The sequence below is a fragment of the Labrenzia sp. R5_0 genome (genome assembly GCF_017743835.1).
GTDB classification, from domain to species: Bacteria; Pseudomonadota; Alphaproteobacteria; order Rhizobiales; family Stappiaceae; genus Roseibium; species Roseibium algicola.
Genome location: NZ_JAGHRK010000005.1, coordinates 286,075 through 299,075, shown reverse-complemented (window position 1 = coordinate 299,075; position 13,001 = coordinate 286,075). Strand labels below are relative to the sequence as shown.

The 13,001-nt window shown below is 60.7% G+C and carries 12 protein-coding genes; 2 read left to right on the top strand and 10 right to left on the bottom strand.

Going from position 1 to position 13,001, the window contains the following annotated elements:
• Window positions 1–96: 96 nt before the first annotated feature.
• The 9 genes from J7447_RS24735 to J7447_RS24695 form a co-directional block, all read right to left on the bottom strand.
• Window positions 97–1,395, bottom strand: a complete 1,299-nt coding sequence (locus J7447_RS24735; RefSeq protein ID WP_209171257.1) for a TRAP transporter large permease — start codon at window positions 1,393–1,395, stop codon at window positions 97–99.
• Between the two features lie 3 nt (window positions 1,396–1,398).
• Window positions 1,399–1,890, bottom strand: coding sequence for a TRAP transporter small permease (locus J7447_RS24730; protein WP_023001279.1), 492 nt, complete (start codon window positions 1,888–1,890; stop codon window positions 1,399–1,401).
• Window positions 1,891–1,915: 25 nt separating this feature from the next.
• Entirely contained in the window at window positions 1,916–2,896 is a 981-nt protein-coding gene (locus tag J7447_RS24725; RefSeq protein ID WP_209171256.1) for a TRAP transporter substrate-binding protein, read from the bottom strand.
• Between the two features lie 401 nt (window positions 2,897–3,297).
• Entirely contained in the window at window positions 3,298–4,302 is a 1,005-nt protein-coding gene (locus J7447_RS24720) for a LacI family DNA-binding transcriptional regulator (RefSeq protein ID WP_031269437.1), read from the bottom strand.
• Window positions 4,303–4,354: 52 nt separating this feature from the next.
• On the bottom strand, window positions 4,355–5,413 hold the full coding sequence (gene ugpC, locus J7447_RS24715; protein WP_023001275.1) for a sn-glycerol-3-phosphate ABC transporter ATP-binding protein UgpC: 1,059 nt from the start codon (window positions 5,411–5,413) through the stop codon (window positions 4,355–4,357).
• A 3-nt stretch (window positions 5,414–5,416) separates the two neighbouring features.
• Window positions 5,417–6,295 (bottom strand): carbohydrate ABC transporter permease, encoded by an 879-nt coding sequence (locus J7447_RS24710; protein ID WP_023001274.1) that lies wholly within the window; start codon window positions 6,293–6,295, stop codon window positions 5,417–5,419.
• Window positions 6,295–7,326, bottom strand: coding sequence for a sugar ABC transporter permease (locus tag J7447_RS24705; RefSeq protein ID WP_075283502.1), 1,032 nt, complete (start codon window positions 7,324–7,326; stop codon window positions 6,295–6,297). Before J7447_RS24705 ends, J7447_RS24710 begins: the two co-directional genes overlap by 1 nt.
• A gap of 65 nt (window positions 7,327–7,391) precedes the next feature.
• A complete protein-coding gene (locus J7447_RS24700) occupies window positions 7,392–8,627 on the bottom strand; it encodes an extracellular solute-binding protein (RefSeq protein ID WP_031269434.1) in 1,236 nt (411 codons plus the stop codon).
• A gap of 64 nt (window positions 8,628–8,691) precedes the next feature.
• Complete coding sequence (locus J7447_RS24695) at window positions 8,692–9,876, bottom strand: ester cyclase (RefSeq protein WP_209171255.1); 1,185 nt, start codon at window positions 9,874–9,876, stop codon at window positions 8,692–8,694.
• A 207-nt stretch (window positions 9,877–10,083) separates the two neighbouring features.
• On the opposite strand from J7447_RS24695, the gene J7447_RS24690 reads away from it, so the two are divergent.
• Both J7447_RS24690 and J7447_RS24685 read left to right on the top strand, forming a co-directional pair.
• Window positions 10,084–10,224 (top strand): hypothetical protein, encoded by a 141-nt coding sequence (locus J7447_RS24690; RefSeq protein ID WP_189640200.1) that lies wholly within the window; start codon window positions 10,084–10,086, stop codon window positions 10,222–10,224.
• The gene (locus tag J7447_RS24685) at window positions 10,217–11,596 is read left to right on the top strand and encodes an amidase (protein WP_209171254.1); all 1,380 of its coding nucleotides are present in this window, start codon (window positions 10,217–10,219) and stop codon (window positions 11,594–11,596) included. Before J7447_RS24690 ends, J7447_RS24685 begins: the two co-directional genes overlap by 8 nt.
• On the opposite strand, the gene hisD is transcribed toward J7447_RS24685, so the two are convergent.
• On the bottom strand, window positions 11,587–12,870 hold the full coding sequence (hisD, locus tag J7447_RS24680; RefSeq protein WP_209171253.1) for a histidinol dehydrogenase: 1,284 nt from the start codon (window positions 12,868–12,870) through the stop codon (window positions 11,587–11,589). The two genes, J7447_RS24685 and hisD, sit on opposite strands and share 10 nt — an antisense overlap.
• Window positions 12,871–13,001 lie beyond the last annotated feature (131 nt).

Sequence of the window (13,001 nt, the reverse complement as noted above, 5' to 3'; positions counted from 1 at the left end):
ACTTTCTGCGCGGCGAAACCGCATCGTCCGTCGTCATCTTTCGAATGCGGCCGAAATGCCGCTGTTGTGTGGTTCAGCGGGTTGACCGCCGAAGGTTTAGCGCCCGTAGCCCAGGAACAGTTCTGGCAGTCCAAGTGACAGGACGGGAATGAAAGCGATCAGCAGGAGCGCGAAGATCATCGTCACCACCCAGGGAAAGATCCTGCGGGCGATGTCCTCGAACCGGATCTTGCCGACAGCGGCGGCCATGAACAGGTTTGCTCCGAGCGGCGGTGTCACGAAGCCGATGGCAAGCGCCACGACCATGACGATGCCGAAGTGAACCGGATCCACGCCGATTTTCAGCATGATCGGCAGAAGGACAGGTGTCAGGATGACGATTGCCGCCAGTGTTTCCAGGAAGGTTCCGACGATAAGAAGCAGGACGATCGCGGCCAGCATCACCACCACCTTGCTCTGGGTCAGCGACAGCACGAGCTGGGCGAGATCGGACGGGATACGCTCCAGAGCGATGATGCGGCCGAAGGCGTAGGACGCACCGATGATGACGAGCACGGCGGAGACCAGCAACGCAGCTTCCAGCATCATCTTCGGAACGGCGGACAACGGAAGCTCCCGATAGACGAAGCAGCTCACGATCAGGGCATAGACGACGGCGACGGCGGAACTTTCGGTCGGTGTCACCATGCCGGAATAGATGCTGCCGAGAACAACAGGCGGCATGGCGAGGGCGAGCTTCGCGTCCCAAAGGGCGGCCCAGAGACTGCCGGTGCGGGTTGGCGGTACCGGGTTGCCCGCACCCTGGTTTCCGGAGCGACGCTGTATCACGTTGTAGCCGATCAGGGTCAGCGCGATCACGAAGCCCGGAACGATGCCGGCCATGAAGAGAGCCGTCACCGAGACGCCGGAAGAGACCGCATAGACGATCATCACCACCGACGGCGGGATCATGACGCCAAGCCCGCCTGCGGAGGCCACCATGGCGCCTGCATAGGCCCGGTCGTAGCCGCGATCGACCAGAGCCGGGATCATGGCGAGGCCGATGGCCGCCACCGTCGCGGATCCTGTTCCGGAGATGGCCGCAAAGAACAGGCAGGACATGATCGTCACGGTGCCCAGATCGCCGGGCATGCCGCCGAAGGCATGGTCCGCAACGGCGATCAGACGTTTGGAAATGCCTCCCTCGGCCATCAGGCTGCCGGCCAGGGTGAACAGCACCACCGCGATGAGCGTGAAGCTGTCGATGGCCGAGACCAGCCCGAGGGCATACATGTCGAGGCTGAGGAACGGAATATAGAGGATTGCGAGCATGCTCGCCGCGCCGAGCGCAATGCCGATCGGGACGCCGATGAGCAACAGCAGCAGGAAACTACCGAAGAGAATGGCTGTCGTCATGGCTCAGATATCCGTCTGGGGGCCGAGGCGCGTGTCGCCATCAACGACGGCAGCCTTGATGGATTGCAAAAGACGCAGGCTGCTCAGGGCACCGGAAAAGATGATCGCCGCGTAAAGCACGGCTTGAGGCCACTCGGTGGAGCTCAGGATCTTGCCGCGGTCGATGGATTGCTGCGTGATCACGACACCGAGCCAGCAAACGACGACGGAATAGATCAGGAAGATCACCTCGGAGAGCACGAACATCCAGTGGCGCAGCGCCTTCGGCATGACATCGATCAGAACCGTGACACGCATGTGCCGCCGCTCGCGGATTGCGTAACTCACGCCGAAGTAGATCATGTAGACGAAGGAAAACCGGGCGAGTTCGTTCGCCACAGCTATCGAGGTGGAGAAGGCAAGCCGCGCAATCACGTCCGCGAAGACCAGAATGATGATCATGCCAAGCATCGAGACGATCACCGCCGGCTCGAACCATTTTTCGAGAAACCGCATTTTGCCTTCTCCTCCCCTGGTTCGCTTACTGCGCGACGGCCTGCATGAAGGTGTCGTAGAAGGAGTCGCCGACCTTGGCGCGAATGTCGCCTTCGATGGCGGCGTTCATTGTTTCGCCGAGGCGCTTCTTGTCGGCCTCCGGCAGCTCGTTCACTTCGAGCCCGGCTTCCTTGAGTTTGGCCAGGGTTTCGGCATTGGCGGCCGCGGTCAGCTCGCGCTGCTTCTTGACGGTTTCCACTGCAACTTCGTCGATGAGCGTACGGTCGGCTTCGTCCAGGCCGTTATACCAGTCAAGATTGGCCATCCAGAGTTCCGGCCAATAGATGTGACCGGTCAGGGAAACGTATTTCTGCACCTCGAAGAAACGCTCGATGATCATCGAGCTCAGGGCGCTTTCCTGGCCATCGATCAGGCCCTGCTGCAATGAGGAATAGATCTCGCCCCACGCCAGCGGCACCGGAACAGCGCCAACCGACCGCCAGGCCTTGATGGCGATCGGGTTGTCTGCCGAGCGCATACGCAGGCCTTCGAAGGCTTCGTAGCTGTCGAGCGGTGCACGGGAGTTGGTGAAGCTGCGGAACCCGAGTTCCATGAAGCCCATGTTCTTGAGCCCACGGTCTTCCATGGCTGCAGAGATGGTCTTGCCGGCGTCGCCGTCCAGAAGGCTGCGCGCGGTTTCTTCGTCCTTGAAGAGAAGGAATTGGTCGAGCACGGCCAGCTGATCGACAGTCGAGCTCAGATGAACCGACGCGCCCGTGGTCATGGTGATGTTGCCGGACTGGACCAGATCGGTCATTTCCTTGACGCTGCCGAGCTGGCCGCCCGGAAAGATCTCTACCTGGATGGTGCCATTTGAACGCTTTTCGAGTTCTTCCTCGAAGTAGCTCAGAGCCTGGTGGACAGGCGAGACCTCAGGCGTGGCATGGCCGATGCGGATGGTCGTATCGGCTGCTGCCTGTGTGACAAATGCAAGTGCGGCTGCTGCAGCCCAAACGGCGACTTTCATTCTGTTCCCTCCCGAGAAGCGAAATTGAAAACGGGAGAACCGGCATTTGGGAACGCTTGCAAACTGCAGTCCCACCGGCTCCTCCCCGGAACACGATCGCGGCACCTCCGTATGCCTGCGACCCGGCCCTTGACCCGGTTCCTACGCCGGATTGAGTCAGTTCGCAAGAGATTTTGCAAACGTTCCCAAAAATTCAGAGATGCAAAAACCCCACAAAATACGTTCTAAATTGTTGGAAAACGATCGAAAAATTCGCGATTTGAGGCAGGCAAAAAATATTTTTGCAAAATTTGTGAAAACGCTTGCAAGCGGAGTTTTCCGACAAGTGACACGCGAAGGCCTTGGCGAACCGGCGTCGGCCGCACAGTGGTCGCAGCTGGTAAGCGTTCTGTTCGGGAATACTAGCTTCGGGTCGTGCCGCGGATTACCTCGACCGGCGGAATGCGGACCTTGCGGACGTCCGTATTCCCCTCCTCTATCGCGTCGACCAGCATGGCGACTGCCGCCGAGACCATCTGGTTGATGGGCTGCCGGATCGTGGTGAGGTTGAACGAAGGCCAGGCGGCTTGCGGGATGTCGTCGAATCCGACCACGGCCACGTCCTCGGGAACTTTCAGTTTGAACTCGAAGCGGATTACGTCCAGGGCTGCGAGCGCCATGTGGTCGTCGGCGACAAAGACAGCATCGGGCTGATCGGGCACGTCGAAAAGCTGGCGGGCTGCATCGGCGGCATCCGTATAGTGATAGTTTCCGTCCGCTCGGGAGTGCAGTTCGACACCTGCTTCCTGCAGCACAGCCATGAACCCGGCTTCGCGATCAATCTGCGTCGAGGCTCCGGAAAAGCCAGCAAGCAGGGCAACGCGTTTCGGCTGTCCGCGCAGAAGCGCTTTTGCCGCCAGTTCGCCGCCAAGGCGATTGTCGCTGGTCACCGCGCGCAGATTGTCCTTCGGCTGATCGCGGTTGAACAGAAGCACCGGGATGTCGAGATCCCGGCATCGTTCCGCCAGTGTCGAGGAAACGGACACGGACACCATGATGATGCCGTCGACCCTGTAACCCATGATTTCCTGGATGACGGGCTCGACATCATTGATGGTGTTCGATGCCATGAACAGGAGGACATGGTAGCCGTTTTCCTGAAGCGCGATCGAAAGCTTTTCAACCGCTTCGGGATAGAACTGGTTCTCGAAGTAGTAGACGATCAGGCCGATGATCCGGCTTTTCCCGGTGATCATCGCCCTTGCCAGAACATTCGGCCGGTAATCGAGTTCGTCCGCGGCGATGCGGATCTTCTCGGCCATCTTCTTGGAAACGGAGGCGCCCGGGGTAAAATATCTGGAGACTGCGGACTGGCTAACGCCGGCCTTGCGCGCAACGTCTACAGATGTAACCGGTTTGCTGTTCAAGCGGGCCTCCGTGATTTTATCATGTTCTGAGTACTCGTGCTTCGCGAACTTGTCACCCCTTCACGGTGAGCCGCCGGCCGTCCTGCGCATCAAACAGATGACAGCATTCGATCGGGATCCGCGCGCTGATCGGCGCACCGATTTCGGAGCGGAAGTCCTTGGCGGCCTTCAGGTTGACCAGTTCCCCACCCGCCTCGACGGCCACCATGGAGGCGTCGCCGAGAAGTTCCAGGGCGAAAACGGTCGACGACAGCTCGCCTCCCCCGTCCACAAGGGTCACATCCTCGGCCCGGAAACCCAGGGTCACCGGCCCGGAGATGTCTCCGCGCAGACCTTCAACGCGGATGTTCTGAGCCGTAAATACGCCGGCGGAAATCTCTCCCTTAACCAGGTTCATCGCCGGAGAGCCGATGAAGGAAGCCACGAAGGTGTTGGCCGGGTTGTCATAGATCTCCGTCGGTGTCGCCACCTGCTGAATGACGCCACCGCTCATCACCACCACCCGGTCGGCAAGGGTCATCGCCTCGATTTGGTCGTGGGTAACGTAGATCGTGGTCGTCTTCAGCCGGTGCTGGAGGTTCTTGATTTCGGCGCGGGTCGACACGCGCAGCTTCGCGTCCAGGTTGGACAGGGGCTCGTCCATGAGAAACACCGTCGGCTCGCGGACGATTGCACGTGCCAGAGCGACGCGCTGCCTCTGGCCACCGGATAGCTCCGCGGGTCGTCGGTCGAGCAGGTCGGTCAGATCGACCATTTCCGCCGCCTTCATCACCCGGGCATCATGCTGGTCCTTTGGCACCTTGCGAACCTTCAGCGGGAAGCGGATGTTTTCGTAGACCGTCAGGTTGGGATAAAGGCCATAGCTCTGGAACACCATGGCGATGTCGCGATCCTTGGGTTCCAGAGTGTTCACGACCCGGTCGCCGATGATGATCTCGCCTTCGGAGATGTCTTCCAGACCGGCGATCATGCGCATGGTGGTGGACTTGCCGCAGCCGGATGGCCCCAGCAGAACCAGGAACTCGCGGTCGGCGATATGCAGGTTGAAGTTGTTGACGCCGTAGACATTGCCCCAGCGCTTGGTGACATTTTTCAGTTGGATCTCGGCCATGGACTATCCCTTGACGGCGCCTGCGGTCAGACCGCTGACAATCTGGCGTTGGAAGAACATCACGAGGATGAATAGCGGTACGGTGGCGCTCACGGTCGCGGCAACCGCATACATGATGGTGCCTTCGGTCTGGATGGTTCCAAGGAACGAATTGATCTTCGGAACCATGGTCTGGTTTTCCTGGGACAGCAGCAGCGCGGTCACCGAGAAATCGTTGTAGGCCAGAAGGAAACTGAACAGGCCGGTGGTGATCACGCCCGGCCACATCACCGGCATGATCGCCAGCCGGAACGCCTGGAAGCGGGTGCAACCGTCAACCATGGCGCTTTCATCCAGATCTTTCGGGATCGACTTGAAGAAGCTGTGCAGCATCCAGATCGTGAAGGGCTGGTTGATGGCCACCAGGACGATGATCGCTGTCGGCAGATAGCCCCAGATGTTGAGCTGGAAGAACGGCAGCAGGAAGCCGGAAACCAGCGTGATGTGCGGCATGGCCCGGAAGACCAGCGCGGCGATCAGGATCCAGAAGGTGTAGTTGCGGCTCGAGCGGGAAAGCGCATATCCGCCGAGTGTTCCGAACAAGAGCGAGATGGAGGTTACGCAGATGGTGACGATCGTGGTGTTCCAGACCGAGTGGTAGAACTCTCGCTCGATCCAGGCGCCACGATAGCCGTCGAGTGTCAGCGCCTCGCCAGTCTGGCGCACGGTCGCAGGCCCCGTGATGGCGTTCCAAAAGGAGACCCGGCTGAAGAAGTCGGCCTGGACCTTGAACGAGCCCCACACGGTCCAGATGAAGGGGAAGGCCGCAACGATCAGCCACACAACCAGGATGACCCCGGTGAAGATGGCGAGCGGGCGGGAATAGCCGATGGATCTGGTCATCACCGGGCCTTTCTCTTGAAGTCGCGCCAGGTCCGCACGAGCACCGGGCTGAGCAGGATGATCACGCCGATCATGGTCAGGATCGAGGTGGCTGCGGCCGAGCCGAAAAGCTGGTTCACCTGCCCTGTCAGGTCGTTGTAGATCAGCCAGGAGAGCGAGGTTGCGTTGGCCTCCGACGAGAAGCCGATGATCGGTTCGAACACGCGGAAATTATCCATCAGCAGAACAAGACCGACGAAGGTCGCCAGCGGCGTCAGGTGAGGCATCACCACGTATCGGATGCGTTCCCAGCGGTTGGCGCCGTCGATCATGGCGGATTCCAGCGTGTCCATCGGCAGGGTCTGCAGACCGGCATAGAAGACCACGAAGGCAAAGGGCGCCATATGCCACGTTCCGTAGGTGATGAGCGTGAGCCACGACAGCACGGGGCTGGCCTTCAGCGACAGTTCCGGATCGTTGAACAGCCACTGGAGTGTCGCTCCGATGATGCCGTCGGAGTTGATCATCCAGAACAGGATGAGGGAACCCAGAAGGGGTGTCACGATGTAGGGCAGCAGCGACAGGAAGATGATCGGCCCGCGAAACAGCCTGGGCACACTGTTGACGCCGAGAGCGACGGCAAAGCCGGCAATCATGGCAAGCGGTGTCACCAGGAAGGTGTAGACCAGGGTGAAGGACAGCGCCTTGTAAAAGGGCAGATTGTAGATCCTGGTAACGACATCGACAAAACCGTTGCTGCTTTCCAGGATCTCGGCGATCTCTTCAACCGCCAGGTGGGACCGATTGAGATAGGTGCCAAAGGCGTTGAAGCGCCCGAGTGGCTCTTCTTCGCGCAGGACCCGGGTTGCCTCTGTGTCGACCTTGGTTTCGTCGGTGCAGCCGAACGGGCCGCAGTTTTCCACGGTCACGAGAACCTGTTCATGCTCGACGAACATGGACTGCACGAAAACGGACACGATCGGCAACGCAATGAACAAGAGCATGGCGAGTGCCGATGGCCATATGAACGCTGCAAAATCACGGTGGCGCATAAAGTCTCCCCCGAAAAGGATACACCCCTGTCATCGACATGACAGGGGTGTGGCAAAGGGCAGTATCAGTTGAGGAAGCCGGCTTCCTTGGCTGCGGCGCGGTAGGCTGCTTCCACGTCGTTCAACGCCTGTTCGGCACTTTCGCGCCCCTGAAGGAAATCGGAGAGTTCTGCACCGAGTGCTGTATGCAGAAGCCCCATGTAGGGTGACATCGGGTAGGCTTTCGCCCCGAGCTTCGCGTTTTCAAGGATCGCTTTTGCCGAGGCGGGAGGAGAGAAATCCGCAATCAGCCAGGCAGCTGCGGACGGATTGTCCTGGGCAACCTGCGGCCGGATACCGTGCATCATCGCCTGGAAGGAGGCTGCTGCATCTTCGTCGGAGATGTTCTTGGCGATGGTGAAGCCGTCCCACCAGAGCGCAGCGGCCGGCGTGGTGCCGCCACCGACGGTCGGTGCGGGCGCGAGAATGGTGGCTTCCCCGATTTCCGGTGCCGGGCCGTTGGGGTCGATGTGACCGTTCACCATGGAGGCCCACTGGTTGATGATCGCGACTTCACCTGAAAGGTACATCGCCTTGATTTCATCGGACGTGAAGGTCAGGAACTCGGGTTCCATGTATTCGGAAAGTTCCTTCATCAGCGCCAGGGTCTTCAGACCCTCCTCGCCGCTTATGGCCGGCTCTGCGCTGCCCGGTTCGAAGAAGGTGCCGCCAAGGCCCAGGTAGGTGTTGACGAACTCGTTGCCGAGATACCATCCGGCCTGGTCTGCCGCCGCCAGCGGGTATTCCAGAATGCCCTTCTCCCGGATCACCTTGGCAGCCTCGATGACCTCTTCAAGCGACGTCGGCTGTTCGAGGCCGGCTTCCTTCAGGATGTCGCCGCGAATGTAGAGGTTCTGGCCGTTGGCCATGAAGGCGATTGCCATGACCTTTCCGTCGACCTTGATGAGCTGCGTCGGCTGAAGCTGCTGGCCGTATTTCTCGACCAGCTCGTCCAGCGGGCGGATGAGGTCGTCGTTCATGAGCGGAACGATGGAATTGTTGGCAACCATCGCCACCGTGTATTGGGCCGGGTTGACCGTGAGCGCGGGCACCTGAAGTGCCTTGTGCTCGGTCGTCATGTTGGCTTCCACGGTGACGCCGTCTCCCGCGCAGGCTTCCGCTTCCTTGATAACGGTTCCGAGGGCATCGAAGTCGTTTGCAAGGATCTTGACGTTGCCACCCTCGATGCCGCACCCGGCGTGTGCCGTGCCGGCCCCGAGAACGAGTGCAAGCGCACTCACGGCTAGCTTCAATTTGCTCATCTCATTCTCCATTGGAAGAATGCCCGATTGCCCCGGGCTATTTCTCTTTGTTCTTGACGTTCTTTCAGGCTTCGGCGGCCTCCACCGCGGATGCCTTGTCAGCAAGCTGCGCGAGCTTGACCTGAACCAGCAGGGACAGTTCGTCATAGACCGTCCATTCGTCGACGATCTTGCCGTCCTTGTAGTGATAGTGCGACATGCCCATCAGACGCAGATGCTTGCCGGTGGGCGCACCAAGACTTTCCAGAATGCCGTAGCCGAGGTGATGACCCTCGAGTATCCAGCGAACGGCGACTTTCGTGCCGCCTTCGACGCAGGGCGTGGAACAGATGTGCTGCGGAGCGTAGACCGCATCCGGCATGCTGCCCACGAGGCCGAGCGTCTGATGAGAGACCGACGCGGTGCCGTAGAGCTCTTTCATCAGCGGCCCATGGTACATGGCGGTCGGTGCATAGACCTCGCGGATGCGGCCGAACATCTTGCGATTGAAGATGTCATGCAGGAACTGAAGCGTTTCGCGTTCCAGATCTGTGTTGGCGATGTCCAGGTCGGCCTTTTCCGCCGGCGGATACTGACCCTGAAGGAGGCCGACCTCGCCGATGTCGAGCTGCGTGAGGCCCTGGCTCAGTTTCGTTTCAGCGATCTTGCCCGCATAAGCGTCAACGTCGAGGCCGAGTTGGCGAACGACCGCCATCTGGTCGGAAACCACCCATTCGCGGTAGATCTTGTTGCGATGGATCATGCAGTCGGCGACCGTGCGGGACACGAAGGAGCGGCCGTTGGCCGGACCGTAATGGCCGTTCTGCGTATAGCGCCCAGAGCCGGTTACCAGATGAGAAGTGTAATAGCCGTCCTTGTCGTCGCCGTTCCAGATGACATGGGTTGCCATGCCGCGGCGTTCGGGCAGGGAGACGAGCCTCTGGATGGTGTCGCGCACCACGTCCTCACGATTGTAGATCGTGCCCATCGGCAGGTAGAGGACGATGTTATGCGTGTAGTGCGAATAGATGAGGCCTACGTCGCGCTCATCCCAGATCTTGTGCGTGCAGCGGACAATATAGTCGACGATATCGGAATAACAGGGGTCGAAACCCTCCATGCCCTGAACCGGGGCGCGCCCCTCCGGGACCAGGTCGGTGAAATCGGCGCGCTCGACTTGCATGACATTGCCGTTGTGCGGCGCGTCGTTCACGCGTGGAGCGGATTTCACGTCCTTTGCCTTTGGGGTGGAGACTTCCTGCGTTCCCATTTCATCGTACCTTTTAGCGAAGCTGTTTCGCGCATCTTGCAGAATTTTGCATACGCTTGCATTTTGATATTGCCAAACATGTTCAGTCCGATCAATAAAAATCTGCATACCTATGCAAAATGAAATTATCACGGTTGAAAATCACTCCCGGAGGACGTGCGCTCACCGCACCGGAACGACCGGAAGACGACGACAGGAGAGCGGCCGATGACCCTGACCGAATACAAGAAGCGCCTCGCGGATCTGGGGCTGGCTGTTCCCGAGGCGGATCTGAAAGCATCCGTTGCACAGGCGCAGCGCCTGGCCGAACAGGCACGTGCCCTGAAGGATGACCGCGACCATGGATGATGTTCTGGACAGCCCCTTGCGCCGTCAACAGGAGCTGATCGCGACTGGCCAGGTGTCGGCTTGCGAGATCGCGTCGGCTCTGGTTGCCCGCATCGAACGGCGGGACGATGCCATTCGTTCAGTTGTGCATCTGTCGCCGGATGCTGTTGCCGAGGCGTCTCGCTGGGACAATGTTCTGCCGGACGACCGGCCGCCGCTGGCCGGGCTCTGCTTCGGCGTGAAGGACATCATTGATGTGCAGGGCCAGCCGACCCGCTGCGGGTCGCATGCCCATCCGCACGCTCCCGGTGAGGCCGGGCACATTGATGCTGCCAGCGTCGCGGCGCTCAGGCAGGCCGGCATGGTGCCGCTGGCCAAGCTCGCAACCTATGAATATGCGTTGACAGGCCCCGCCTTCGACCAGCCCAACCCGCCGGCCTGCAATCCCTGGGACACCAGCGCGATCACCGGCGGCTCCTCGTCGGGCTCCGCCGCGGCCGTTTCGGCCGGGCTTATGCGCGTTGCGCTCGGGACGGACACCGGCGGGTCGATCCGTGCACCTGCGGCCTATTGCGGTGTGGTTGGGTTGAAGCCGACCACGGGCCTGGTTTCAGCATCAGGGTGTTTTCCGTTGTCGCAGAGCCTCGATGTCATTGGTCCCCTCGCCGCCTGCGTCGAAGACGCTGCCGTCATTCTGGAGGCGCTCGCCCCTGCGAGCCGTGCTGCAGCTGACATCGGACAGGAGCTCACGGGACTTCGCATCGCCTACGCCCGCGACTGGTTCGTTGATGACCCTGTGGCGGATCCTGGCCTTGTCCAAGCCATGGACGACACCGCCGCGCTCCTTTCCTTGCTCGGTGCCAGAATAGAGCTGGTGACGCTGCCGCCCTATCAAAGGCTCGAGGATGCGGCCACTGTCATCCTGCAGGCGGAGGCTCTTCAGAACCATTTGGTGGGTCTGCGCAACCGGTTCGATGCCTATGGTAAGGACGCGCGCCGGAACCTTCTGACCGGAGCTGTTCTGGACGCACAGGACGTCGTGCATGCCCGTGGTGTTGCGCATCGTTTCAGGCAGGAGGTCGACGTATTGCTGGCACAGCACAGCGCACTTCTCATGCCGACCACGCTCGGCACCGCACCGAAGTTCACCGCCTTTGCCGACGGCGCGGTCTGGACGGCAATGCGCACCATGCCGTTCAACATGTCAGGGCATCCGGCGATTTCGCTTCTCTGCGGGTTCGGCGCGAACGGCTTGCCGCTCGGCTGCCAGCTTGTCGGCGGGTTCGGGCAGGAAGCGTTGCTCTGCCGGCTCGCTTATCAGCTCGAACAATCCAGCAACCATTCGGCCCGGCCCGCGATCGGGGCCGAGCCGGTATCGCTGGATTATCCCTGAAGTCGGTCGAGGCGCAGCTGCGCCGCGCGGCGGTGGCCTTCAAGCCCTTCCGAGGCGGACTGGCGGACTGCCGGCGGCGCGACCTCGCGGATGCCGTCCTCGTCCATCCACTGATGGGTTACGGTCTTGATGTACGACCCTACCCAAAGCCCGCCGGTGTAACGTCCGGCGCCCATGGTCGGCAGCGTGTGGTTGGTGCCGCAGCACTTGTCGGAATAGACGACGCTGGCGTTGGGGCCGATGAAGAGCGAACCGTAGTGCTTCAGCTTCCTGGCGAAGGTCTTGGCATCCTCGGTGTGCACCTGCAGGTGTTCGGCGGCGACGATGTCCGAATAGGCGATCATTGTCGCCTCGTCCGGGCAGACGGAAATCTCGCCGTAGTCTCTCCAGGCCTGGCCGGCGGTGGCTGCCGTCGACAGGCTCTTCAGCTGAACGTCCACTTCTCTCAGGACCGCTTCCGCAAGGTCCGCGTTTGTCGTGATGAGGCCCACCCGGGTTCTGGTGTCATGCTCGGCCTGTGCCAGAAGATCGGTGGCGATCATCTCAGCGTCGCCGGTGTGATCGGCGAGTATGAAGATCTCCGATGGACCGGCGAGCTGGTCGATCCCGACAGGGCCGAAAACCTGACGCTTTGCTTCATTGACGAAGGCGTTGCCTGGGCCGACGATCTTGTCGACAGGGGGAACGGACTGCGTGCCGAGCGCCATCGCAGCGATTGCCTGCGCCCCACCGATCCGAAAAATCCGGTCGGCGCCGGAAAGGTGGCAGCCCGCAATCATCGCTTCATGGGCGTTCGGCGGAAGGCAGGCGATGATTTCGCCGACACCGGCCACCTTCGCCGGGACGATCGACATGATCGGCGCGGACAGGAGCGGGTAGCGTCCACCGGGGACGTAGCAACCGACCCGGTCGAGCGGAATGTTGCGGTGCCCGAGGTGAACACCTGGCCGGATCTCGACTTCCAGATCCTGCAGGGTTCCGAACTGGGCTCTGGCGAACATGCGCACGTTGGAGATTGCGAACTCGGTGTCTTCGCGTGTCTGCGGGTCCAGCCTTTCGACTGCTGCCTCACGTTCTTCAGCAGTGACCTCGAACCGGTCGAGCGCCGCCTTGTCGAATTTCTCAGAATAGTCACGGACGGCAGCATCACCTTCTGCGGCAACCCGCTTGAGCACTTCTGCAACCAGTGTTTCGACGCTGGCATTGTCGGCAACCGCATCGCGTGCCGGGGATTTCACAAAACGGATGGTGTCCGGGATGGGTAGTCTCGTCATTTGTCTCTCTCAGGTCCCTGCGGCGCAATAGGCCGGCCACACCACGCAGATCGTGGCCGAAAGCTGAAACATCACAAGAAACATCCGGATCGGGAGCGTGATCGGTGTTTCCCGGCAGCCGGTCCGGTAGA